General features: G+C 32.8%; 27 protein-coding genes. 13 read left to right on the top strand and 14 right to left on the bottom strand.

From position 1 onward, the window contains the following. Positions 1 to 42 precede the first annotated feature (42 nt). From BMY33_RS12635 to BMY33_RS12620, 4 genes are all read right to left on the bottom strand, one after another. Positions 43 to 453: a response regulator gene (locus tag BMY33_RS12635; RefSeq protein ID WP_091408998.1), complete on the bottom strand. Its 411-nt coding sequence runs from the start codon at positions 451 to 453 to the stop codon at positions 43 to 45. Then, positions 419 to 871 (bottom strand): response regulator, encoded by a 453-nt coding sequence (locus BMY33_RS12630; protein ID WP_091408997.1) that lies wholly within the window; start codon positions 869 to 871, stop codon positions 419 to 421. Before BMY33_RS12630 ends, BMY33_RS12635 begins: the two co-directional genes overlap by 35 nt. 181 nt (positions 872 to 1,052) lie before the next feature. Beyond that, the gene (locus tag BMY33_RS12625) at positions 1,053 to 1,454 is read right to left on the bottom strand and encodes a response regulator transcription factor (RefSeq protein ID WP_091408994.1); all 402 of its coding nucleotides are present in this window, start codon (positions 1,452 to 1,454) and stop codon (positions 1,053 to 1,055) included. 48 nt (positions 1,455 to 1,502) lie between these two features. Further along, positions 1,503 to 1,928: a response regulator gene (locus BMY33_RS12620; RefSeq protein ID WP_091408993.1), complete on the bottom strand. Its 426-nt coding sequence runs from the start codon at positions 1,926 to 1,928 to the stop codon at positions 1,503 to 1,505. Between the two features lie 267 nt (positions 1,929 to 2,195). Here BMY33_RS12620 and BMY33_RS12615 point away from each other — a divergent pair, with 267 nt between their 5' ends. Then, positions 2,196 to 3,383 carry a hypothetical protein gene (locus BMY33_RS12615; protein WP_091408991.1) on the top strand — a complete coding sequence of 396 codons (1,188 nt, stop codon included), beginning with the start codon at positions 2,196 to 2,198 and terminating at the stop codon, positions 3,381 to 3,383. Between the two features lie 2 nt (positions 3,384 to 3,385). After that, a complete protein-coding gene (locus BMY33_RS12610) occupies positions 3,386 to 4,399 on the top strand; it encodes a metal-dependent hydrolase (RefSeq protein WP_091408988.1) in 1,014 nt (337 codons plus the stop codon). A 54-nt stretch (positions 4,400 to 4,453) separates the two neighbouring features. On the opposite strand, the gene BMY33_RS12605 is transcribed toward BMY33_RS12610, so the two are convergent. Together BMY33_RS12605 and BMY33_RS12600 are read right to left on the bottom strand one after the other, a co-directional pair. Beyond that, a complete protein-coding gene (locus BMY33_RS12605; protein ID WP_091408986.1) occupies positions 4,454 to 4,954 on the bottom strand; it encodes a DUF1761 domain-containing protein in 501 nt (166 codons plus the stop codon). 57 nt (positions 4,955 to 5,011) lie between these two features. Beyond that, positions 5,012 to 5,611, bottom strand: coding sequence for a LysE family translocator (locus tag BMY33_RS12600; RefSeq protein ID WP_091408983.1), 600 nt, complete (start codon positions 5,609 to 5,611; stop codon positions 5,012 to 5,014). A 259-nt stretch (positions 5,612 to 5,870) separates the two neighbouring features. Here BMY33_RS12600 and BMY33_RS12595 point away from each other — a divergent pair, with 259 nt between their 5' ends. The 4 genes from BMY33_RS12595 to BMY33_RS12580 all read left to right on the top strand — a co-directional run bounded on the left by BMY33_RS12595 (position 5,871) and on the right by BMY33_RS12580 (position 9,816). Further along, entirely contained in the window at positions 5,871 to 6,356 is a 486-nt protein-coding gene (locus BMY33_RS12595; protein ID WP_091408981.1) for an acyl-CoA carboxylase biotin carboxyl carrier protein subunit, read from the top strand. Positions 6,357 to 6,404: 48 nt separating this feature from the next. Further along, complete coding sequence (accC, locus tag BMY33_RS12590; RefSeq protein WP_091408979.1) at positions 6,405 to 7,847, top strand: acetyl-CoA carboxylase biotin carboxylase subunit; 1,443 nt, start codon at positions 6,405 to 6,407, stop codon at positions 7,845 to 7,847. Between the two features lie 3 nt (positions 7,848 to 7,850). Then, positions 7,851 to 9,392, top strand: coding sequence for an acyl-CoA carboxylase subunit beta (locus BMY33_RS12585; RefSeq protein ID WP_091408976.1), 1,542 nt, complete (start codon positions 7,851 to 7,853; stop codon positions 9,390 to 9,392). Between the two features lie 67 nt (positions 9,393 to 9,459). Continuing rightward, a complete protein-coding gene (locus BMY33_RS12580; RefSeq protein ID WP_091408974.1) occupies positions 9,460 to 9,816 on the top strand; it encodes a hypothetical protein in 357 nt (118 codons plus the stop codon). Positions 9,817 to 9,818: 2 nt separating this feature from the next. Here the strand turns inward: BMY33_RS12580 and BMY33_RS12575 are convergent, their stop codons facing one another. Further along, positions 9,819 to 10,709 (bottom strand): hydroxypyruvate isomerase family protein, encoded by an 891-nt coding sequence (locus tag BMY33_RS12575; protein WP_091408971.1) that lies wholly within the window; start codon positions 10,707 to 10,709, stop codon positions 9,819 to 9,821. A gap of 334 nt (positions 10,710 to 11,043) precedes the next feature. Between BMY33_RS12575 and BMY33_RS12570 the strand changes: the two genes are divergently transcribed. Genes BMY33_RS12570 through BMY33_RS12540 form a run of 7 tightly spaced genes read left to right on the top strand, consistent with a single transcriptional unit; the run spans position 11,044 to position 18,671 of the window. Continuing rightward, a complete protein-coding gene (locus BMY33_RS12570; protein ID WP_091408969.1) occupies positions 11,044 to 12,735 on the top strand; it encodes a GMC oxidoreductase in 1,692 nt (563 codons plus the stop codon). A 10-nt stretch (positions 12,736 to 12,745) separates the two neighbouring features. Then, positions 12,746 to 13,384, top strand: a complete 639-nt coding sequence (locus tag BMY33_RS12565; RefSeq protein WP_170837069.1) for a gluconate 2-dehydrogenase subunit 3 family protein — start codon at positions 12,746 to 12,748, stop codon at positions 13,382 to 13,384. Between the two features lie 25 nt (positions 13,385 to 13,409). Continuing rightward, complete coding sequence (locus tag BMY33_RS12560; RefSeq protein WP_091408965.1) at positions 13,410 to 14,396, top strand: sugar phosphate isomerase/epimerase family protein; 987 nt, start codon at positions 13,410 to 13,412, stop codon at positions 14,394 to 14,396. 13 nt (positions 14,397 to 14,409) lie between these two features. Continuing rightward, positions 14,410 to 15,642: an MFS transporter gene (locus tag BMY33_RS12555; protein ID WP_091408963.1), complete on the top strand. Its 1,233-nt coding sequence runs from the start codon at positions 14,410 to 14,412 to the stop codon at positions 15,640 to 15,642. Positions 15,643 to 15,644: 2 nt separating this feature from the next. Then, positions 15,645 to 16,790: a Gfo/Idh/MocA family protein gene (locus BMY33_RS12550; RefSeq protein ID WP_091408960.1), complete on the top strand. Its 1,146-nt coding sequence runs from the start codon at positions 15,645 to 15,647 to the stop codon at positions 16,788 to 16,790. 5 nt (positions 16,791 to 16,795) lie between these two features. Next, on the top strand, positions 16,796 to 17,848 hold the full coding sequence (locus BMY33_RS12545) for a sugar phosphate isomerase/epimerase family protein (protein ID WP_091408958.1): 1,053 nt from the start codon (positions 16,796 to 16,798) through the stop codon (positions 17,846 to 17,848). 16 nt (positions 17,849 to 17,864) lie between these two features. Then, positions 17,865 to 18,671 carry a 3-keto-disaccharide hydrolase gene (locus BMY33_RS12540; protein WP_091408956.1) on the top strand — a complete coding sequence of 269 codons (807 nt, stop codon included), beginning with the start codon at positions 17,865 to 17,867 and terminating at the stop codon, positions 18,669 to 18,671. Here the strand turns inward: BMY33_RS12540 and BMY33_RS12535 are convergent, their stop codons facing one another. From BMY33_RS12535 to BMY33_RS12505, 7 genes are all read right to left on the bottom strand, one after another. Next, positions 18,672 to 19,553, bottom strand: a complete 882-nt coding sequence (locus BMY33_RS12535; RefSeq protein ID WP_091408954.1) for a carbohydrate kinase family protein — start codon at positions 19,551 to 19,553, stop codon at positions 18,672 to 18,674. 177 nt (positions 19,554 to 19,730) lie between these two features. After that, positions 19,731 to 21,008: an argininosuccinate lyase gene (gene argH / locus BMY33_RS12530; RefSeq protein ID WP_091408951.1), complete on the bottom strand. Its 1,278-nt coding sequence runs from the start codon at positions 21,006 to 21,008 to the stop codon at positions 19,731 to 19,733. After that, complete coding sequence (locus BMY33_RS12525) at positions 21,005 to 22,069, bottom strand: M20 family metallo-hydrolase (RefSeq protein WP_091408949.1); 1,065 nt, start codon at positions 22,067 to 22,069, stop codon at positions 21,005 to 21,007. Before BMY33_RS12525 ends, argH begins: the two co-directional genes overlap by 4 nt. Before the next feature lie 2 nt (positions 22,070 to 22,071). After that, positions 22,072 to 22,854 carry an acetylglutamate kinase gene (gene argB, locus BMY33_RS12520; protein WP_091408947.1) on the bottom strand — a complete coding sequence of 261 codons (783 nt, stop codon included), beginning with the start codon at positions 22,852 to 22,854 and terminating at the stop codon, positions 22,072 to 22,074. 2 nt (positions 22,855 to 22,856) lie between these two features. Next, entirely contained in the window at positions 22,857 to 23,801 is a 945-nt protein-coding gene (locus BMY33_RS12515) for an N-acetylornithine carbamoyltransferase (RefSeq protein WP_091408945.1), read from the bottom strand. Beyond that, positions 23,794 to 24,588, bottom strand: a complete 795-nt coding sequence (proB, locus tag BMY33_RS12510) for a glutamate 5-kinase (RefSeq protein WP_091408943.1) — start codon at positions 24,586 to 24,588, stop codon at positions 23,794 to 23,796. The genes BMY33_RS12515 and proB overlap by 8 nt, the downstream gene beginning before the upstream one ends. After that, positions 24,566 to 25,762, bottom strand: coding sequence for a glutamate-5-semialdehyde dehydrogenase (locus BMY33_RS12505; RefSeq protein ID WP_091408940.1), 1,197 nt, complete (start codon positions 25,760 to 25,762; stop codon positions 24,566 to 24,568). Before BMY33_RS12505 ends, proB begins: the two co-directional genes overlap by 23 nt. Between the last annotated feature and the right edge of the window lie 2 nt (positions 25,763 to 25,764).

Genomic DNA, 25,764 nt, shown 5'->3' with positions numbered 1-25,764 from the left:
CTTAAAACTAATGTTGTTTGATGGATTTAAAGAAAGAATACTTTACTCTACCGGAATTAATTCTTCATTAAAGTATTTAGTTATAATGCCATCTACACTAACTCTAGATAACATTTTACCACTAAATTCTTTAATTTGATCAATAGAACCTGCTAATTCTTTATCTTCTTTTGTCAGTTCTGCTCCAATCATTAAAATGATCGTTGTATTCTTTAAAGAGTTTTCTAAATCTTGAAATTTTGATAAAAATTCCCAACCATCCATTACCGGCATGTTAATATCTAAAAAGATAATCTCTGGAACTATTCCTGATTGAATAATCTGTAAAGCCTCTAAACCATTTTTAGCGATCAATACCTCATCAACATATCCAGTTTTTGAAAGTACGATCTTATTAAAAAAAATGGTTGCATCACTATCATCGACTAAAAGTACTTTTGCTATTGTTTTCATTGGAGTGGGGTTTAAAAAAATGTCTTTTAACTACTTTATTTAAAGTTGGGAATGATAATGGCTTATTAACAAGGTCTTTTACAAAATGGTTTTCTTTAGATTTCTCTACATCGCTAACATCAGAAGATGTGGTAAGTATTATAACCTTAATCCCTTCTATCACTTTTTGATTTAATTTGGAATACTCAATTAAGAATTCCCAACCATTCATCGCAGGCATATTAAGATCAAGAAAGATTAGATTAGGTTTTAATTCAGTTCCTTTTTCGACGTCATTTAGATATTCTAAAGCAGCTTTACCACTCTGTCTTACCATTATGTTATTGAAACTATTATGTTTTGATAAAACTTTGCTATTGAAGTAATTAGTAGGCTTATCATCATCAATCAATAAAACGCAATCAATTGGATTATTCATAATATATTTTCGTTGGTTTCGCACAAAAGAAACACATCTATATTAAAAAACAATCTTCAACAAAATTCTAAACAGCTGATTTACGATTAAAAGCACAAAAAACACGATAAAACGTATTTCACATTAAAAAAAAGTAACTTTCAGGGAAATTTAAGATCATTCCTAAAGATTTACACAGCTATTAACTTACCGAATCTTTAAAATATGTAGAAATAATTTCTAAAACAATCTCTTTGGTTAACATCTTATCCCTAAACTCCATAACTCTTGAAAAAGATGTTAGTTTTTTTTCCTGCTCCGTACTTAACTTAGTACCTAATAATATCACAATTACTGAGTTCTTACAATGTTCTGACAACTCCTCATGTTGTTCTAAAAACTCCCACCCGTTCATTACAGGCATATTTAAATCAAGAAAAATTATATCGGGAACAGAACTCGTCTGGATACTATGTAAAGCTTTTTCGCCATTAGTTGCTAACACGACTTCTTCAACACAATCAGTTTTTAGGATTATTGTTTTATTAAAAAAATTGGTTGCCTTACTATCGTCAACTAAAAGGATCCTTTTTAACTTATTCATTTAGGCAAAAATATAAAAAACACTTAAGCTATCTAAAGAGTGCTAAGCTTAACTTTTCACAATATTAATAGTAAAATGTTTTTCTATAACATTATCTAACAAATCCAATGATAATGGCTTATTTATAAAATCATCTACTGAATGATTTTTTATTGACTCATTAACGTCATCGGGATTAGAAGATGTAGATAATAAAATCACTTTAATCCCTTCTGTAGTAATCTTATTTAGCTTAGCAAATTCTACTAAAAACTCCCAGCCATTCATAGCTGGCATGTTAATATCTAAAAAAATAAGATCTGGTTTCACTGCTTCTTTATTCTCAACTTTGGATAGATACTCTAATGCAGCTTTCCCACTCTGCACCGTATTTACATTATCAAAACTATTATGTTTAGTAACTACCCTTTGATTAAAGAAATTTGTGGCCTTATCATCATCGATTAAAAGCACACAAGTGACTGATTTCCCCATAAAAATTTCCAATTACACTCAAAAAAACTAAACTTATTCGACATACACACCATAAAACCAGACTTTTCGAAACAGTTTTCGTTTAAACACAAGATTTAAACGACAAAACAACATTAAATGTTTACCCATAATGAAATTACGGTATTAAAGCTTTAATAAATCGTAAAATCAAAATTGACAATCGTTTAACAAACTACTATTAAAAATAAATGTAAATTTGAAAAACTATTCGGACAGTAATTTGTCAATAACATTTGTAAGGGATTTATGCTTGACAAAATAAAAAATAGTTGCAAAACAACTACATTAACTTATTCAATATTTAAAAATGCTCAAGATGTTCCTTCTGACGATTGGAATAATATAAATAATGAAAATAATCTTTTTCTTACTTTACATTATCTTACCACATTAGAAAATACTTTATCACAAACCATCGGATTTAGATACATACTATTTTATGATAAAAACACTCCTGTGGGGATCGCTGTTAACCAACTTATTAAGTTTAACACTGAAGATCTGAAATTCCAAGAATTCCCTTGTCGAATAAGTGATACCATCAAAAATACTTTTATAAAAAACATGGATGTAAAAGTACTTGTCTGTGGTAATCTTTTTTCTTGTGGAGAGCACGGTTTTCTATATTCTGATAAAATTAGCGCAAAAAAAGCTTTTGAAAGTTTATCAGATGCATTGCGAGAAATTAGAAAAGCCGAAAAATCAGAGAAACCTTCTTTTATATTATTAAAAGAATTTTGGCCTTCATCATTTAACCAAAGTGACTCTATTAAAAGACAAGATTTTAGAGAGTTTAGTATTGATGTTAATATGGTTTTGAAAATTAAGAGTAACTGGAATAATTTTGATGATTATCTGGATAGCATGAAAACTAAATTCAGAACCAGAACAAAAAAGGTTTTTAAAAAATCTGCTGATATTGTAGTAAAAGATTTTAGTGATGAAGATATTAGTATCTTTCATAAAGAGATTGACACTTTATATCTTTCTGTTTTAGATAAAGCAGATTTTAAAATCGGAAAACTCAATGCACTTACCTTTAGAAATCTTAAAAAATCCCTTAAAGATCTATTTGTATTTAGAGCATACTTCTTAGATGATAAACTAGTAGGCTTCACCACTTCTTTTATTCTCAATACAGTTGTAGAAGCGAACCATATTGGTATTGATTACGCATACAATAAGAGTCACGATATTTATCAAAGAATGTTATACGATTATGTTGATTTAGCAATTTCTAAAAAAGTTAAGGAATTAAGGCTAGGTAGAACAGCGGAGATTATCAAAAGTTGCGTGGGTGCAAAACCTGTTGAGATGAAACTATATGTTCGTCATGGAAATTCCATTTCAAATAAAATATTAAAACCTTTAGTAGATTTTATTTCTCCAAGTGAATATGAAGTAAGGAATCCTTTTAAACTTCAGTTAAGTTAATAATGGATTCACTGACTCAAATTGTATTAGGTGCCGCTGCGGGCGAAGCGGCTATAGGTAGAAAAGTAGGAAATAAGGCGATGCTTTGGGGAGCCATTGCCGGCACAATTCCTGATTTAGATGTTCTGGCTAAACTATTCTTTGATAATGTAACGTCTAATGAATTGCATAGAGGTTTTTCGCATTCCATATTATTTAGCATTCTTATGGCACCAATTCTAGGGTGGCTACTAAGTAAACTTTATAAAAACAAAGAAGCCGATTGGAAAGATTGGACAAAACTTATGTTCCTTGGGTTATTTACTCACCCTATCCTAGATGCTTTTACAACTTGGGGGACACAATTATTCTGGCCTTTAGATCATAAAGTCGCCTTTCACAATATTTTTGTAGCAGATCCTTTATACACAATCCCTTTTTTAGTTTTTGTAATCGTAGCTATGTTTTACAAAAGGACAAATCCTAGAAGAAGATTTTTTAACAATCTAGGATTACTTTGTAGTAGTTTTTACCTATTAGTCACCCTAGTTTTACAACAAATAGCCAAATCTAATTTTATTGTTAACCTAGAAAATCAACATATTACTCATAATGAAATACAAACCCGTCCTACTCCACTAAATAGTATTCTTTGGACAGCCAATATCGAAACCACTGATTCATTTTTGATAGGATATTACTCATTATTGGATGAAGATAAAATTGTAACGTTTTCTGAGTTCCCTAAAAATCATCACTTATTAGGTGAAATGAGCAATGAACCTTTAATCCCAAGACTTATAAAATTATCTGAAGGTTGGTATACTATTGAAAAAAGTAAGGACAAAATATATTTTAATGACCTTAGATTTGGTCAACTAGGAATGGGAAAAGATGCAAGTCGTTTTGTATTTAGCTACGAGTTATACTATGATGATAATGGTAATTTACAAGCTAAAGAACGTGAACGTAATATGGAGGAAGCCTCTCCTATGTTAGAAAAGCTTTTTTCTAGAATACTTGGAAATGAGTTATAAAAAAAGAGTTTATTATCATAAACCCTTTTTCTTTCTTAATATTAGCAAAATATATTATGTAAACTCACAAATAATACCTCCCATTAATGCTAGACATACAGTCCAATAGCCAACATTTACTAATATATATTTAGTTCCTTTTCTTTCGAATAAAGCGTTCGTTCCTAATACAGGTAAAACAAAAAATATTCCAGCCATAGCACCGTGCAAAGCACCATGCTTAAATGTTCTAAAGTTAGCTCCGTACTTATTCATAAAATCTTGTGTATACTGATAGATCTCTGTACCTTCCTTTGTTAAATCCGGTTCATTCATTAAGCTTTGAAAAAAACCATTTTGATGTATCACCATAGTAGGAAGTGAGGAAGCTAACATAAAACTTAGAATGAGAGAAATAACAAATATTATTGCCATATTTCCTCCTTTTAAATCATCTGTAGTAAATCCACAAGCATTCATCCAAGCAGTACCAAACACCTTTGGGTTATACCATATAAATCCTAACACTATGGGGATAAGAGCTGCGATTGCAACTATTAATAAATTAAATTCCATATCGGTTTGTTTTTTAAGTTGTTACTCAAATATAACTAAAATCAAGTTTATCTAAACTTACCAAACTAAATAGACCAAACGGAAAGAAAAAATCAATAATATAACCCCCGTAATCTTAAAAAAGATATTTAATCTATAAGGAGTTATAAATTGTTTAAGCTTAGCTGAAAGAAATACTTTTAACAAATCTGTCGTCAATATGCCAGTTAGCACAGCAATTAAAAATACTAAAAGAGCTATTGTATCTACATATTTTTCCTGTCCATATTTAAATACTCCAATCCAAACAATAAATACAAAAGGATTAAAAAAATTAACACTAAAACCTTTTACAAAAAAAGTGCTCCATTTCTTAGAATTAACAGATACATTCTTAGTAACTGTAGCTTTTTTAAACAGATAATTAACTCCCAATCCAAAGAGTATAGCACTGCCTATAATACCAATCCAAAATTGATTTTGTGATGCTTTCATAAAAGAAGAAAGTCCGTAATAACATAATAAAACACAGATGATATCACTTATTATTATTCCTAGAGCTACTGCTATTCCAGCTTTTGCTCCAAACTGAAAACTACTATTTAGTAATAGAAAAAATACTGGACCAACAAAAATGATCATCGCTATTCCAATAAAAAAACCTTCAATAAATGACATATATTCTAAATAACAACTATGACCATGTATAAGTTGTAAATATAGATATAATCATGTGTTTTTATAACCAATCTTTTAGAAGATAAAAATATATTCATTATTCCCTTTTACAACTCCATTTCATTATTTTTTGTTGATATTTTCATTGAAATAATCATAAAAAATAACGCATTCGAGAAACATATTTTAAAATATTCACAACAAACATCTACGATAAATATAAATACCTATATTTATCCACCAAATTGAATGGTTATTTATGAGTACACACTATAAAGTAAAAGTAAATAAGGATTTTGAGGCTATGATATCTGAAGAAGATATTTCAAAAACCAATATTGTTAAAACTTCCGACTCCACATTTCATATCTTAGAAGAACATCAATCTTATCATACGGAAATAATAACATCTGATTTCAATAGTAAAAAATATACTGTAAAAGTAAATGCCAATACCTATGACGTTGATATATCTAACCAATTAGATATGATGATTTCCGAAATGGGATTTTCTATTGGTGCTTCTAAACAAGTAAACGCTATAAAATCTCCGATGCCAGGTCTTATTATAGATATACAGGTAGCCGTTGGCCAAACAGTAAAGGAAGATGACTATTTACTGGTTCTTGAGGCTATGAAAATGGAGAACATCATTACTTCACCTAGAGAAGGAACCATAAAATCTATTGTCGTCTCTAAAGGAGATGCTGTAGATAAAGGGAAGTTATTAATTGAGTTCGAATAAAACTTATTCAATTTAAATCAAAAGAAATATCATACGTAATCATATACTATGAAAAAAATATTAGTTGCCAATAGAGGTGAAATTGCCATAAGAGTTATGCAAACTGCTCGTAAGATGGGAATTAAAACAGTTGCTATATATTCTACTGTAGACAGAAATGCACCACATGTAAAATTTGCTGATGAAGCAGTCTGTGTAGGTGAAGCACCTTCTAGCGAATCTTATTTATTAGGTTCTAAAATTATTTCGTTTGCCAAAGAACTAAACGTGGATGCAATACATCCAGGTTATGGTTTCTTAAGTGAGAATGCTGATTTTGCGGAAGAAGTTGAAAAAAACGATCTTATATTTATTGGGCCAAAATCCAAAGCCATAAAAGTTATGGGAAGTAAGCTAGCAGCTAAAGATGCTGTTAAGGCTTATGATATCCCAATGGTTCCAGGAATAGATGAGGCTATTACTGATGTAGACAAAGCAAAAACTATCGCCAGGGAGATTGGTTTTCCTATTCTAATAAAAGCATCAGCTGGTGGTGGTGGAAAAGGAATGCGGGTAGTAGAAAAAGAAAGTGATTTAGAATCACAAATGCAACGCGCTATTAGTGAAGCTATCTCTGCTTTTGGTGATGGATCTGTATTTATTGAAAAATATGTCGCTTCTCCAAGACATATTGAAATTCAGGTAATGGCCGATACTCATGGAAATGTTATTCATCTTTTTGAAAGAGAATGCAGTGTACAACGAAGACACCAAAAAGTAGTAGAAGAAGCTCCTTCTGCTGTTTTAACAGCTGATTTACGTTCTAAAATGGGCGAAGCAGCAGTAAAAGTCGCTAAAGCTTGTGATTATGTAGGCGCAGGAACTGTAGAGTTCTTATTAGATGAAAATCACAATTTTTATTTCCTAGAAATGAATACTCGTTTACAAGTAGAACATCCTGTAACAGAATTAATAACAGGAACAGATCTTGTAGAATTACAAATCAAAGTAGCAAGAGGAGAACAACTACCTATTACACAGGAAGATTTAGAAATTAAAGGACACGCATTAGAATTAAGAGTATATGCTGAGGATCCGCTAAATGATTTCTTACCAAGTGTCGGTAATTTAGAGACTTACAGAATTCCTTCTGGAAAAGGTATAAGAGTAGATAATGGTTTTGAAGAAGGTATGGATATCCCTATTTATTATGATCCTATGCTTTCTAAACTAATAACCTATGGAAAAACAAGAGAAGAAGCTATTCAATTAATGATCAATGCCATTGATAATTATATTGTAGAAGGTGTACAAACTACTCTACCTTTTGGAAAATTTGTATGCCAACATGAAGCGTTTACATCTGGAAATTTTGACACTCATTTTGTGAAAAAATATTATACTCCAGATGTATTAAAATTAGAAATGCAGCAAGAAGCAAGAATAGCAGCATTGATAGCTATAAAACAATACCAAGAAGATCAACAAAAATTACGATTACCAATTCGCTAACATATGAACTCTAAAATAAAAACTTTACAAGAAAAAATTGATCTAGCGCATTTAGGTGGTGGTGAACAACGCATAGAAAAACAACATCAAAAGAAAAAACTAACCGCGCGAGAACGTGTAGCTTATTTTCTAGACGAAGGATCTTTTGAAGAAATAGGTATTCTTGTTACTCATAGAACCACCGACTTCGGAATGGAAAAAGAAATCTATTATGGGGATGGTGTAGTTACAGGTTATGGAACTGTTAATGGTCGATTGGTATATGTTTTCGCACAGGATTTCACTGTTTTTGGAGGTGCCTTATCAGAAACACACGCAGAAAAAATCTGTAAAGTAATGGATCTTGCTGTTAATGTTGGAGCTCCAATTATTGGTCTAAATGATTCTGGCGGAGCTAGAATTCAGGAAGGAGTTCGATCATTAGGTGGATATGCAGATATTTTTCATAAAAATGTACAGGCATCTGGTGTTATCCCTCAGATTTCTGCAATTATGGGACCTTGTGCTGGTGGTGCGGTATACTCTCCTGCTATTACAGATTTTACCATCATGGTAGAAGATAGTAGTTATATGTTTGTAACTGGTCCAAATGTTGTAAAAACAGTTACTAACGAAGAAGTCACATCAGAAGAATTAGGAGGTGCGAGCACACACTCTTCGAAATCAGGAGTGGCTCATATTACTTCATCTAATGATATAGAATGTCTAGAAGATGTAAAAAAGCTGTTGAGTTATCTTCCTCAAAATAATCAAGAAACACCAGAAACAATCTCTTATTCGTTGGCAGATGAAAAAAGAGAAATTCTGGCTGATATTATTCCTGATAATCCGAATAAACCGTATGATATGCATGAGGTTATTGAAGGAATAATTGACGAAGATTCTTTTTATGAAATTCATAAAAATTATGCAGAGAATATTATTGTAGGTTTTGCTAGAGTTGGTGGAAGAAGTGTTGGTATTGTAGCCAATCAGCCTATGTTTTTAGCAGGTGTTTTGGATGTAAATAGTTCTAAAAAGGCTGCACGTTTCACACGTTTTTGTGACTGTTTCAACATTCCTTTACTTGTTTTGGTTGATGTACCTGGATTCTTACCTGGGACAGATCAAGAATGGAATGGAATTATAGTACACGGAGCAAAATTATTATATGCCCTTAGTGAAGCAACGGTACCAAAAGTAACAGTGATTACGCGTAAAGCTTATGGTGGTGCTTATGATGTAATGAACTCTAAACATATTGGAGCAGACCTTAATTTTGCTTGGCCAACTGCAGAAATAGCTGTTATGGGAGCAAAAGGTGCAAGTGAAATAATTTTCAGAAAAGAGATCAAAGCTTCGGATAACCCTGAAGCAAAACTTGCAGAAAAGGAAGCTGAATATGCCGATAAATTTGCAAATCCATATAGAGCAGCACAGCGAGGGTTTATAGATGAAGTAATTCTTCCAGAAGATACTAGGAGAAAACTTATTAAAGGGTTTAGCATGTTAGAAAAGAAATCTATTGATCGTCCTAAAAGAAAACACGGTAATATTCCTCTATAATATAATATAGGCAGTATCCATAACATTTTTCTATTTTTACGATATTATAAGAATAGATGTAGTCCCCATGAATAACAAACAACTTACCAAATTTGCAATCTATGCAATTGCTGTACTTTGTGCAGCATTAATTAATGAATTTGTAATTAAATATGTAAAAAAACATATTAACGAACAAGGATATCTACTAGTACTGGTAGATATGCTAATTGTGGTACTAATTTTTGCTCCAGCTTTTGCTTTGGTATCTAAATACACTAAAAAACTGTCTAAAGCCTATTTAAAAACATCTAAAAAAGTATCAAGTAGTAAAAATGGTAATTTGCTGGGTTTTACCGTGGCAATCATTATTTTATTTATTCTTTTTGCCTTTCTAAGGCATAATATCAATGTAATTCAGGACTTAAAAACTATGATCCCTTAAAGTTACACATCACATATTATGATTCCTTCTTTTAGAGATTCTAAACTATCCTCATAGGTAGGAATAAACTCTTGCGCTACATAACCAGTAAATCCATTCGTTACAATAGTTTTCATGATAGCTGGGTAATTAAGTTCTTGGGTGTGATTAATCTCATGCCTGCCAGGGACACCTCCTGTATGATAATGTGCTATATAATCTTTATATTTATTAATAGTAGCAATGATGTCACCCTCCATAATTTGCATATGGTAAATATCATAGAGTAATTTAAAATTGTTAGAACCGATTTTATCAACTAGTTGAACTCCCCAAGGAGTATGATCACATTGATAATCTGTATGATCTACTTTACTGTTAAGTAATTCCATTACTAAAGTAACATCATTCTTTTCTGCATGTTTTACCAAAGGTGCTAATCCTTTAGCGCAATTCTCCAAACCAATAGCATCAGTTATACCATTTCGATTTCCGGAAAACACAATAACCTGCTTAATTCCTGAGTATGATGCTTTCGAAATAAGATTAAAATAATTTTTCTGAAGTTCTGAATGATTTTTTATGCTATTAAATCCTTGTGTAATACTAGCAAAAGTATCTGTCGCTAGAGAACAGTTTAATCCATTTTTTATGACAATTTCCCATTCATTCGGTTTCAAAAGATCAATAGCTTTTATACCTATATCACTTGATTTTTCTGCAAATTCTTCCAATTCTATATTCCTGTAACACCATCTGCACACAGCATGATTTATGTTTCCTTTTAAACCATCCCGAAATGAATTCAAAATATTCTTTGAAACAGACTGAGAAAATACTGTACCTCCAAAACCAATAGCACCTATACCCATTGATAAGTTTCTAATAGCTTTTCTTCTATTTACTTTTGACATTAGGCTTGAATTATTTTTTTAATGAATCACTAATTTAATTAATGATTTGTTAATTGTATTGTTAAAAAGCAAACAAACTTCTTATATTAGAACCGAAATTAGATTTATTCTATTTCTACAACTGTTAATTCATATAATTATAGTTGAAAAAACACCTTTCTTCCAGAACAAGAAGAAAACAGACAAACAAAACTACTATCAGAGCTTACAATAGTGCTTATAAAAGCCTATTCATGTTGTATTAAATTAATAGAACTATAATGAGATTTCTATACTATATAGATATGCTCGTTATCATTTTAATTATAGACTGTCTGTAAACATCAAAAAAAGTATGGAACAAGAACCTCAATATGACGCAATTGTCGTAGGAACAGGAATTAGTGGTGGCTGGGCTGCCAAAGAGCTTTGTGAGAAAGGACTTAAAACTTTGGTATTAGAACGTGGTCGTATGGTCACACATATCGATGATTATACTACTGCCAATGACGATCCTTGGGATTATGAATTAAAAGGTGAACCTTCAAGATCAGAAATTGCTGAACAACCTAAACAACATCGAACAGGTTATGTAACTGATAAGGCGCATCGTCATTTCTTTGTTAATGATCTAAAACATCCTTATAATGAAACAAAACGTTTTGATTGGATAAGAGGCTATCACGTGGGTGGTCGATCTTTGATGTGGGGAAGACAAAGTTATAGACTATGTGATTTTGATTTTGACGCAAATAAAAAAGATGGAATCGCTGTCGATTGGCCAGTACGATATAAGGATATAGCTCCATGGTACGATAAAGTAGAAGAATTTATTGGTGTCAGTGGAGAAAAACTTGGATTAGAACAATTACCGGACGGACAATTTCTACCTCCTATGGAATTAAATTGTGTAGAAGATCACTTAAAAAAGAATATTGCTGAAAATTATGAAGATCGACTTCTAACTATTGGAAGAACTGCACATATTACCGGAACCAAAACATTTGAAGGAAGGATGAATTGCCAGTACCGTAATCGATGTATGAGAGGTTGTCCTTTTGGAGCTTATTTCAGTAGTAACTCCTCTACCCTTCCTGCAGCAGAGAGAACTGGAAATATGACTTTACGTCCTAATTCTATTGTTCATCAAGTTTTATATGATGATAAGACTGGGAAGGCAACTGGCGTAGAAGTAATTGATACACTCACCAAAGAAAAAATGCAATTTACGGCTAAGGTAATTTTCTTATGTGCTTCAGCCATTGCCTCAGCAAGTATTCTAATGCAATCAAAATCTGAGCGTTTTCCAAATGGTATGGGTAATGACTCTGGAGAATTAGGGCATAATATTATGGATCACCACTTTAAAGCAGGAGCTTTTGGAAAATATGACGGCTTTAAAGACAAATATTTTAAAGGACGACGACCTAATGGAATTTATATTCCTCGTTTTAGAAATATTGGAGGAGAAACTGACCAAAAGAATTTTAAACGTGGATATGGCTATCAAGGAGGTGCTAGTCGTTCTAATTGGGAAGAAACTATTGCTGAACTTGGATATGGAAAAGAATTAAAAGAGAAAATCTTAGAACCTGGAGGTTGGCGAGTTGGTCTTATGGGATTTGGAGAATGTCTACCATATCATGAAAACAAAATGAGTTTGGATTATAATACACTGGATGAGTGGGGATTACCAACAATCACATTTGACGCAGAGTTTAAAGAAAATGAGCTCGAAATGCGAAAAGACATGATAAAACAAGCTATGGATATGCTTACTAAAGCAGGGTTTACAGACATACAACCTTGGGATGATATTGGAGCTCCTGGCTTAGGTATTCACGAAATGGGAACTGCGAGAATGGGTAAAGATCCTAAAACATCAGTCCTAAATGCTAATAATCAAGTCCATGCTGTACCAAATGTATATGTTACCGATGGAGCGTTTATGACTTCTGCTAGTTGTGTAAACCCATCATTGACTTATATGGCTTTTACAGCAAGAGCAGCAGATCATGCAGCAAAACAAATTAAAAACAACGCTTAATCTTAGTACTATGAACAGAAGAGAAGCATTAAAAAACATAGGTTTATCAGCTGGATATATCGCTGTTACACCTGCAGTATTAAGTCTATTACAAAGTTGTCAAAAAGAATATGTTTTAGACTGGACACCAGAACTTATATCAATAGATGAAGGGAAAGCCTTAGAACAAATTGTAGATCTTATTCTTCCGGAAACGAATATACCTGGTGCAAAATCATTACATGTACCAATGTTTATTGATAAATTTATCAACCAAAGTGTTGAAGAAGTTGAGGAAGCACAAATGTTTAAATACGGTGCAGGAGTTATCTTAGATGAACTCGGTGTTAATCAAGAAAAAAGTATTGACGATGTAACCCTAGAAGAATATGATGCATTGCTAGCTAAATATTTAAAAATTTCTAAAGAAAAGCGAAAAGAATACTGGGAAGAAATGGCTAAAGTAAAAACTCCAAAAGATTTAGAAAAAGTATCTAAAGAAGCAATATCTTTTACTTTCCTTTCTTCTGTCAGAGATCTATCTATTTATGGATTTAAAACATCAAAAGAGATTGCAGAAAATGTACTTAACTATCTGCCTGTACCGGGAGAATATATTGGCTGCGATTCTGTAGAAAACCTAACCGGTGGAAAAGACTGGGCTTTATAAAAATCACCTAACTAAACTTAAAATTATGTACAAAACCATCTTCAAAGGGCTTTTATGCTTGCTAATCATTAGTTCCTGTAAGAAAACTACTAAAGAAAATACAACAATAGAACAAGAAGAAGAAAAAATCATAGAAGAACCCAAAGAATCAGTACCTTTTTTCGAATTATCGCTAGCACAATGGTCACTTCATAAAGAAATACAATCCGGTAAACTAGATCCAATGGATTTTGCCAAGAAAGCAAAAGAATTAGGTTTTTCTGGAGTAGAATATGTTAGCCAATTATATTCCTACAAGGATGCTAAAGATCCTAAACTAGCCCTACAACAACTTCTGGACTCTTTAAAATCAGAAAGTAATAAACACAATGTACAGAATCTTTTGATTATGGTAGATGGTGAAGGAGATTTGGCAGTTATTGATGAAAAAGAACGAAATCAAACTGTGGAGAATCATCAGAAATGGGTAGATGCTGCTCAATTTTTAGGATGTCACTCGATACGAGTTAATTTATTCGGCACAAATGATCCGGAAAAATGGGTAAAAGTGGCAACAGACGGATTAACTAAATTATCAGAATATGCAGCTACTAAAAGTATCAATGTAATTGTAGAAAATCACGGATATCTTTCTTCTAATGGTTCTTTACTTGCAGAAGTAATGCGAAATGTTAACAAACCAAATTGCGGTACATTACCAGATTTTGGTAATTTTTGTTTAGAACGCGAAGGAGGCGAACGATGGGGTGCTAAATGTGTTAAAGAATATCCTAAATACAAAGGGACAGAAGAATTAATGCCATTTGCAAAAGGGGTAAGTGCCAAATCTTATGATTTTGATGAAAATGGAAATGAAACTACCATAGACTACAAAAAAATGTTAGAGATTGTAAAAGCATCAGGATATCAAGGTTATATTGGAGTAGAATATGAAGGTGACCGATTAAGTGAAATTGATGGAATTATCGCTACACGTGATTTATTAATCAACCTTTCTAAACAACTAAATTAACCAACTATTAACTATGAATAAATTTATTCAGTTTCAGTTATCCTTACTAATGTTCTTAGAATTCTTTATTTGGGGTGGCTGGTTTGTAACCATGGGTATTTATTTACCAAATTCTTTAAATACAAGTGGCGGAGAAATAGCTATGGCATATTCTACACAATCTTGGGGAGCTATTATTGCTCCGTTTATCATTGGGCTTATTGCTGATCGATTTTTTAATGCAGAACGCATCTTAGGAGTATTACATCTTATCGGAGCAGTCTTAATGTATCAAATGGCAAATGCTACGGATTTTTCTGTTTTCTATCCATATGTATTAGGGTATATGATTGCCTATATGCCAACACTTGCTCTAGTAAACTCTGTATCTTTTAATCAAATGACAGATCCGGCAAAGCAGTTTTCATTTGTACGAGTTTTTGGAACTATAGGATGGATCATTGCAGGACTTGTGATTAGCTATGTTTTTCATTGGGATTCTACAGAAGGGGTTGCTAATGGGATGCTGAAAAACACCTTTCTAATGACTGCTATAGCTTCTGCTATCTTGGGTATATTTAGTTTTACTTTACCTAAAACACCTCCTAAAGTTGGTAAAGATCAAAAAGTAACCATTTCTGATATTTTAGGGTTAGATGCAATAAAACTTTTAAAAGATAAAAACTTCTTAATCTTTTTCTTAGCATCTATACTCATATGTATTCCTCTTGCATTTTACTATCAGCATGCTGGACAATTTTTAGGAGAAATAGGTGTGGCAAACCCAGCTGCAAAAATGACGATTGGTCAAATATCTGAAGTTCTTTTCATGCTACTCCTTCCCTTTTTCTTTAAGAAATTTGGGTTCAAAAAAACAATATTAGTAGGAATGTTAGCTTGGACAGTTAGATATTTATTATTTGCCTATGGCAATTCAGGAGAGCTAGCCTTTATGCTTATAGTGGGTATTGCTTTACACGGTATTTGTTATGACTTCTTTTTCGTTTCAGGACAGATTTATACCGATTCTAAAGCTGGAGCAAAGTTCAAAAGTGCTGCACAAGGTCTGATTACTTTAGCAACCTATGGATTAGGGATGTTAATTGGATTTTATGTCGCAGGAAAAATTACAGATACAAACTTAATTTCTGAAGGGCAACATAATTGGAATAGCATTTGGATATTCCCAGCTATTTTTGCTGCTGCAGTAATGATATTATTTGCTGTCTTCTTCAAAAATGAAAAAATAGAATATAAAGAAAGCTAATTATGTCCAAACTTAAAATGGGAATGGTCGGTGGTGGCACCGGATCATTTATTGGTGATGTTCATCGAAAAGCAGCTAGCATTGATGGGATGATTGAATTAGTTTGTGGAGCTTTTTCTTCAAGTAAAGAAAAAAGCCTTATCTCGGGAAAAGAACTAGGAATATCAAATAAAAGAGTATATGGTAATTTTGAAGAAATGATCATTGGAGAAACTAAACTTTCAGAAGAAGAACGAATGGATTTTGTATCCATTGTTACTCCAAATCATATGCACTTTCCACCTACAAAAATGGCTTTAGAACATGGTTTTCATGTAATTTGTGATAAACCTCTTTCTTTAACATTAGATGAAGCTATTGAATTAGAAAAAATAGTAGCCGCTTCAGGGAAAGTATTTGCATTGACTCATAACTATACCGGATACCCAATGGTAAAGCAAGCAAAAACAATGATTACTAAAGGTGATTTAGGAACCATTCGTAAAATCAATGTGCATTACCTACAAGGTTGGCTCTCTACAGCGGTAGAAAAAACAGGTCAAAAGCAAGCGGCTTGGCGTGTTGATCCTAAACGCTCTGGTATTGGTGGAGCTCTTGGCGATATAGGTACTCATGCCGAAAATCTAGTAGAATATATCACCGGAATCCAAATTGAAACTATTGCAGCTGATTTAACTGCTTTTGGAGAAGGTCGAAGTCTGGATGATGATGGCAATATTTTATTACGTTTTGAGAATGGGGCCAAAGGAGTCATGTCATTTTCACAGATAGCGACAGGAGAAGAAAATAATCTTGGAATTAAAATATATGGTACTAAAGGAAGTGTGGAATGGTATCAGGAAAACCCAAATCAACTTACTGTAAAATGGCTGGATCAACCTAAACAAATATATACTCCTGGCGGCAATGGAACTTATCCTGAATCATCAGAATACGTTCGAATTCCCGCAGGACATCCAGAAGGATACTTAGAAGGATTTGCAACAATTTACAGAAGTTTTGCTAAAGAATTAATGAATATCAAGAGTAAAAAGATGATTTCACAAGATCTAGATTTCCCAACAGTAACTGATGGTATTAGAGGAATGAAATTCATATATGCTGCTGTAGAAAGCAGTAAAAATAATGCCAGCTGGACTAAAATTTAAAAAACATGAAAACAATAAAAGGCCCTGCAGTATTTCTAGCTCAGTTTATGGACGACAAAGAACCCTTTAATTCATTAGATGGATTATGTAAATGGGCTTCGGATTTAGGATATAAAGGCATACAAATACCCACTTGGGAAACTAGATTAATAGACCTTAATAAGGCAGCAGAAAGTCAAACTTATTGCGATGAACTGAAAGGGAAAATTGCTGATTATGGATTAGAAATCACAGAACTCTCAACACATCTTCAAGGACAATTAGTTGCAGTTCATCCTGCATATGATTTGATGTTTGATAACTTTGCGCCTGATGATTGCAAAAACAATCCTAAAAAGAGAACAGCATGGGCTGTTAATCAGGTCAAAAATGCAGCAACAGCTAGTAATCGACTAGGAATTAAAGCACACGGTACATTCTCAGGTGCGTTATTATGGCATACCATGCATCCTTGGCCTCAGCGACCTACTGGATTAGTAGAAATGGGCTTTGAAGAATTAGCAAAACGTTGGTTACCTATACTTAATCATTTTGATGAACAAGGCGTAGATGTTTGCTATGAGATTCATCCTGGTGAAGATTTACATGATGGAATAACTTTCGAAAGGTTTCTAGAAGCAACAGGGAATCATAAACGAGTAAATATCCTATACGACCCTAGTCATTTTGTTTTACAACAATTGGATTATCTAGAATATATAGATCATTACCACGAATTTATAAAAGCCTTCCACGTAAAGGATTCTGAATTTAATCCTACAGGTAAGAAAGGCGTTTTTGGAGGATACAGTGATTGGATAGATCGAGCTGGACGCTATCGTTCTCCTGGAGATGGACAAATTGATTTTAAAACAATATTCTCTAAACTCACACAATATGGTTGTGATGTTTGGGCCGTTATGGAATGGGAATGTTGTATCAAATCCCCAGAGCAAGGTGCTAAAGAAGGAGCTCCATTTATTCAAAACCATATCATAGAAGCTACTCAAAAAGCCTTTGATGATTTTGCTGGAGCTGATATCGATAAAGAACAACTAAAAAAAATATTAGGGTTATAACCAACAAAACACCACAATGAAAACAATCATATATCTATTTATTACAATAAGTGTTGTCATTTCTTGTAATGAACAAAAAAAAGAATTGGATGATACTTCCTCAACTAATAGTATCCAAGAGGAACTAACCTCAACTCCAACAGAAAAGGAAATTACAGACCCTAAAGAAACAGAAGTTTGGGAGTCAGAACCTAATGCTATTTCTTTTAATGAAGGTAATGTTCCTTCTGATGCCATAGTTCTTTTTAATGGAAATAAATTAGACCAATGGATTTCTACCAAAGATTCTACAGTAGCAGCATGGACTATCAATACGGATAAAACTATGACTGTAAAACCAGGAACTGGCGATATACAAACAAAGAATAATTTTGGTAGTGTTCAATTACATTTAGAATGGAAAGCTCCTGATATTGTAGAAGGTGAAGGCCAAGGAAGAGGTAATAGTGGGGTGTTTTTTCAAAATAAATACGAAGTACAGATTTTAGATAGTTATAAAAACCGCACCTATTCTAATGGACAAGCTACTTCTGTCTACAAACAACATATACCATTGGTAAATGCTACCAAACCTAACGATCAATGGCAGACCTATGATATCATATTCCATCAACCAGAATTTATAGATGGTAAGAAAGTAAAATCAGGATCATTTACAGTTATTCACAATGGAGTTCTTGTTCAAGACCACGTTGAGATTTTAGGCAGCACGGAATATATTGGTCCTCCTAAAAATGTTCCACATGGTAAAGGTCCAATCAAATTACAGGATCATAGTAATCCTGTCCATTATAGAAATATCTGGGTAAGAGAATTGAATTAATTATTGATTTTTTATAAAATTCCGAACCTCTTTATTATTAAAAATAGGGTTAGCACCTTCGCTACCTGCCACCATTGCGCCAATAGCACAAGCGTAATCTATTGATAATTGAGGTTCATTTCCTTGCAATAACTTAGAAATCAACGTTGCTAAAAAAGAATCTCCTGCTCCCACTGTATCTACCACTTTAATGGTATATCCATCATTATGATAAAAAGATTTTTTATCATATAAAGTAGCACCTTTTCCACCCTTAGTAATACAAATTTGGGGGGTATTAGTATATGAAGCTATTGATTTTATCTGTTCCTCTAGAGTCGATTCTTTTATTCCAAAATGAGTACAAATTTCATCTAATTCTTCATCATTTAGCTTAATAAAATCTGCTCTCTTCATTAACTCAGAAAGTAATTGAGTATCGTAATGAGGTGGTCTAAGATTAACATCTAATATTTTAAATTTAGCTTTATCTAATAACTGAAATAAAGTATTTCTAGAAACATCATTACGACTGGCTAAACTTCCAAAAATGATAGCATCAGATACCGAGACCTCGATAATAGCTTCTTCAGTAGCATTAATAAAATCCCAAGCTACAGGTCGGCTAATTTTGTAAGATGCGGTTCCTTCATTATCAAGAGATACTATAACCTCTCCTGTGTGATGTTGATAGTCTTTTTGGATTGTTTCTAAAGACAAGCCTTGTTGACTTACAAATGAGATTATCTCGTGGCCTAAATCATCAACACCAACTCTTGTAATAATAGAAGAATCGATCCCCATAGAATTTAATCTTAAAGCAACATTCAATGGTGCGCCTCCAATTTTCTTATGATGAGGAAATATATCCCAAAGGACTTCTCCAAAACAAGTTATTTTCATGACTTTCTAAATTTAAACTAAGATATCAATTATTAAATCATACTACGTAAAAAAAACAACCCTCAGTGGTTAACTACTCCTCTGAGGGTCTAGGTTGAAGCCAAAAAAAATTAAACTAACTCAACTTACACTCAATTAACTGCTTCAACTTTTCTTATATATTTTACAATTCATTTTCTAAATGGATTGTAATTTTCTTTTGATATCATCCAAACATAAATTATTAATACTTCCTAGATGACTATGCTTTGTGTTCTTTTCTGGTTTATAATTTCCATTTTCGATATCCAATCCAATTTTCACATAAGCATCTCTAAAAGACATACCTTTCATTACCAATTCATTTAATGTATCTACACTAAATAAATAATCGTACTTATCATCATCTAATATTGCTTGATTAACCTCTACATTTTTTAGAGCATATATTGCCATTTCTAAAGATGCTTTTAAATCTTGAATAGCTGGTACGATCCCTTCTTTTAATAATTGTAAATCTCTATGATACCCACTTGGTAAATTATTAGTTAACAAACTCAATTCATAAGGCAAAGCCTGAATTTTGTTACATTTCCCTCTAATCAATTCAAAAACGTCTGGGTTTTTCTTATGAGGCATGATACTAGAACCTGTTGTAAATTCTGAAGGAATACTCATAAAATCAAAATTCTGACTCATATATAAACAAACATCCATCGCTAGTTTAGATAGTGTTCCCGCTACACTACTCATTGCAAAGGCAGTTGATTTTTCGGATTTCCCTCTACTCATTTGGGCAGCTACAACATTATATTTAAGGGTATCAAAACCAAGCTCTTTTGTAGTAAATTCTCTATCTATAGGAAATGAACTCCCATACCCAGCTGCACTACCTAGTGGATTCTGATCTACAACACTCAATGCTGCATTTACAAAATATAAGTCATCTACAAAACTCTCGGCATATGCAGAAAACCACAATCCAAATGATGATGGCATTGCTATCTGAAGATGGGTATATCCCGGTAATAGTACTTCTTTATACTTCTCTGCAGAACTTAAAAGGTTTTCTGACAATTCTTTTACCTGTGATTTTATTTGTATCAATTCATCTTTTAAATACAAATGCATAGCGACAAGCACTTGATCATTTCTAGATCTAGCCGTATGAATTCTCTTTCCTGTATCTCCAATTTTCGTTGTGAGTTCGAATTCAATTTTAGAATGTACATCCTCAAATTGATCTTCAATTACAAAAGTTCCATTTTTGACTTGTTCCGTTAATACATCTAGTTCTATTTTTATCTCAGAAATTTCTTGATCAGATAACAACCCTATCTTATGTAACATCTTAGTATGCGCTAATGTCGCTTGTATATCATATTTAGCTATTACCAAGTCTAGTTGTCTATCATTACCTACTGTAAACATATCGATCTTTTGATCTGTGGCTAAGCCTTTATCCCAAAGTTTCATACTATTCCTTCTAAAATTTTAATATATAATGATATACCTTCTTTAATTTCCTTAACATATATAAACTCATCAGCAGAATGCGATCTGGTTGAATCTCCTGGTCCTAGCTTTAAAGATGGGCAACTCAATACTGATTGGTCCGAAAGTGTTGGTGAACCATAGGTCGTCCTTCCCAAAGTAATTCCAGATTTTACAATTTCATGATCTCTTGGTATTGAAGAAGAACCTAAATGTAATGATCTGGGTTTTACCTCTACATTATTTGGCATTGCTTGTTTTACTATTTCTAAAACTTCTTCATTTTTATATTTATCATTCACCCTAATATCTACTACTAGATTACAATGAGAAGGGACTACATTATGTTGATTCCCTGCATTGATTTGCGTAACCGTCATTTTCACTTCTCCTAAAGTTTCAGATCCCTTTTCAAACGTATAATTCTTAAACCATTCAACTACTTCTAGCGTATTATAAATAGCATTATCATCATTCGGATGTGCCGCATGACTTGCTGTACCTTTTACAGATACATCTAATACCAACAATCCCTTTTCCGCAATTGCTAACTGCATCAATGTTGGTTCTCCAACAATTGCAAACTCTACATTTTTAAGATATTTTAGAATACTTTTTAAACCTAAAGGACCACTACTCTCTTCTTCAGCAGAAGCTGCTAATACAAAATTATATTTCAAATTATCTCTATCATAGAAATACGTAAATGTGGCAATTAATGAAACCAAACATCCTCCAGCATCATTGCTCCCTAATCCATATAGTTTACCATCCTGTACAAATGCCTTAAAAGGATCATTCGTATAATTACCATTCGGTTTTACTGTATCATGATGAGAATTCAATAAAATAGTAGGTTTAGTATCATCAAAATTTTTATTATAAGCCCAAATATTATTATTCTCTCTTTCAAATGGAATATTATATTCCTTCAACCAACCTTCTATTAACAATGCTGTTCCTTCTTCTTCTGAAGAAAAAGATTGTGTTTCGATCAATTTACATAAAAGCTCTATCGCTTTACTTGTCAGTTCCTGTTCCATCGTTATAGACTTAAAGTCGTATGTTTTATTGTATTATCTTTTATAAAATCTGCATTTGCTATATGCACTTTACGTACATTTTTTTGCAATGCATCGAAACAATTTTTCAACTTTGGCAGCATCCCATCTGAAATAGCTTCAGTATCTCTTAACTCCGTATATCTCTCTAAATCAATACATTCAATAACAGATTCTTTATCATCTATGTTTTCTAAAACTCCTTGCAACTCAAAACAATAAAATAATGACACTTCATAATGTGTACCCATTGCTGAAGCAACTTCTGAAGCAATAGTATCTGCATTAGTATTAAATAATTGACCATTCTTATCGTGTGTTACAGCACAAAAAACTGGTGTTATTCCTAATTCTAAAAACCCTTTGATAGTCTTACCACTCACATTGGTTACATCACCAACATATCCATAATCAACAAATTGCGCAGGTCTTTTATCCGCTACAATTACATTAGCATCTGCACCTGTTAACCCCAACGCATTACAATTATATTTTTGCAAACCAGAAACAATGGTCTTATTCAATAAACCTGCATATGTCATTACTACAATCTCTAAGTTATCTGCAGAAGTAATTCTTCGACCATCAATCATTTCTGTCTTGACTCCTAATCTTGAAGCTAACTTCGTTGCCGATTTACCTCCTCCATGAATTAAAATTTTAGGTCCTTTTGCTTTAGAAAAATCTTTTAAAAATGACTCTAGAGCATTCTTATCTTCTATGATATTACCTCCTATTTTTGCAACTAGTAGTTTTTGTTTCTTCATACCTATGTCGTTTCTAAAATCTTCTTCAGTACTAATTGAGCAGCATATGTTCTATTATTTGCCTGTTCTATCACAATGGAATTATCACTATCAATTACCGCATCATCTATCACGACATTTCTTCTTACGGGCAAACAATGCATGAATTTTGCATTGTTAGTCAATTTCATTTTTTCTTTAGTAATTTTCCAGTTCTGATCTTGAGATGTTTTTCCATACTCCTCATATGAACTCCAATTCTTTACATAAACAAAATCTGCGTCTTTTAATGCATTCTCCTGATTGTAATCAATGGGCACCTCATTAGTAATTTGACTGGCTAACTCAAATCCCACAGGGTGGGTAATTACAAAATCTGCTTCCATTTGCTGCGCCATTTCTACAAAAGAGTTCGCAACTGCCTGCGGTAAGGCTTTCGGATGCGGTGCCCATGATAATACAATCTTTGGTTTATGAATTGGTTTATTTTCTGTAATTGTTATTGCATCTGTTAATGCTTGTAAAGGGTGACCTGTAGCACTTTCCATATTTATTACTGGAATATCAGTATACTTGATAAAGCTCTTTAGTACTTTCTCTTCATAATCATCATCTCTATTCTCCAGTTTAGCAAATGCTCTAATTGCCAATACATCGCAATATTGAGAAACTACTTGAGCTGCTTCTTTTACGTGCTCCGAATTACCCTGGTCCATAACCGCTCCATCACCATACTCTAATGACCAGCCTTCTCCTGTAAAATTCATTACAATTACATTCATCCCTAAGTTCAGAGCAGCTTTTTGCGTACTTAAACGAGTACGTAAGCTAGGATTAAAAAATAATAAGCCAATCGTTTTATCCGCTCCTAATGTTTTATCAGATAATGGGTTTTTCTTTATTTCGATCGCCTCATTCACCCATGTATCAATTGAATCGACATCTTTTATTGAAAAGTAATTATTCATTATAAACTGCTTTAACTATTTTGGTAAATGGGAGTTTTTTTTCCATTGTATTTACCATAAAATTATCTTCTAGACCATTAACGATCCAAGTTTCTATGTTTTCGTTCTGTGCTATACTTGCTGCTTGCACCTTAGATCTCATACCTCCAGTACCATGTGTAGAAGTAGAAGACACAATCTCTCCTGTCAACAACTCTATATCTTCTACCTCATCAATGGTTTTATACGTTTTATTTTCCACAGATTCTTTGGTACATATACCATTAGTATTAGTAGCTATTATCAACAAATCAGCATCTAACAAACAAGCAGTTAAAGCAGCTAGTTTATCATTATCTCCAAATTGAATTTCGTCTGTGGCTACCGTATCATTTTCGTTTATAATTGGTATATAGTTATTATCTACTAAGACATTAATTGTATTTACGATGTTGTTCTTGGACTGTTCTCTTTCAAAATCCGAATAAGACAATAAACATTGAGACGTAAGTAATCCTAAATCTCTAAAACTCTCTTGAAAAATCCTCATTAAATGTGGCTGTCCAATGGAGGCCAATGCTTGTTTTACATTAATCTCTTTTCCATTGCTTTCCAAGTTCACAAACTGTTTAGCCACAGCAATTGCACCAGAACTTACAATAACAAATTCATAGGTATCCTGTAAGGCTACAATTTGTCTACCTATATCTTCTATTTTACCTCTAGAAATATGATCTGTTTCTTTTGTCAAAACATTAGATCCTATCTTAAGTACAACTCTTTTTTTATCTAATCTGTCCATCTCCATGTATAAACCATTTATTCGTCACCAAATGTTGCAAACCTATTGGTCCTCTTTGATGTAATTTATCTGTGCTTATTGCTAATTCTCCCCCCAAGCCTAATTGGAAACCATCCGTAAATCTTGTAGAAGCGTTATGATACACAGCGGCGCAATCTACAGAAGCCATAAAAGCCTCTGCTTCTTTCTGATTTCTGGTAATAATAGCCGCAGAATGTCCACCACTATACTTATTTATTTTTGAAATAGCTTCTGGAGCATTTTCTGCTTCTCCAATAACAATCTTATAGTCCAAAAACTCTTCTTGCCATATATCATCATTAGAAATAGCGTTTACTTCTTCATATTTAGACAAAGAAGCATCACCTAATATTTCTACATTAAAATTTTTAAGCGTAGCAATAAGATTTCTTACAAAATCTTCTTTATTAGGAAGGTTTTTATCTATCAAGACCTTATCTATAGCGTTACAAGCAGAAATCTTATCTGTTTTACCATTGATAATATTATCCAGCGCCAAAGCTCTGTCCGCTTCCTTATGAACATATACAAAGTTATTACCTCGTCCACTAACAATTACAGGGCAAGTTGCGTGCTCCTTTACAAATGCAATTAATTTTTCTCCTCCTCTCGGCACTATTAAATCAACATTTTGAGTTGGTTTTTCAAGAAACGACTGTGTTTCCGTCCTATTATAATTTAGATATGTTATCCAATCTGAAGAAATTCCTTCTTCTTTAAGTGCATAATGCCAAAGTTTTACTATTGCAAGATTAGACTGTAACGATTCCTTTCCTCCTTTTAATAAAATTTTATTACCTGATTTAAATGCAATTCCAGCTGCTTCTATGGTTACATCCGGCCTAGATTCATAAATAATCAATACTGTTCCAAAAGATGCTGTTTTGTTATATACTTGCATTCCATTGTCATGAGTGAATCTAAATCGCTCAACTCCAATTGGATCTTCCTGATTTGCCAATTGCTTAAGCGCAGCAATCATCACTTCTATTTTATGATTATCTACTTTTAAACGGTCATTCATTGCAAGATCATTTCCTTGATAAGATTTAAGATCTTTAAGGTTTGCTTTTAGTATTTCATGTTGATTTTGATCAACTAAAATTGCCATCCTTTGTAATACCGAATTTCTTTGCGATGTATCTAACACTCTACTCATAA

The organism is Aquimarina amphilecti (genome assembly GCF_900109375.1).
Lineage (GTDB): Bacteria > Bacteroidota > Bacteroidia > Flavobacteriales > Flavobacteriaceae > Aquimarina > Aquimarina amphilecti.
Note: the sequence above shows the minus strand (reverse complement) of the source record. Positions and strands in the feature narration are given on the sequence as shown.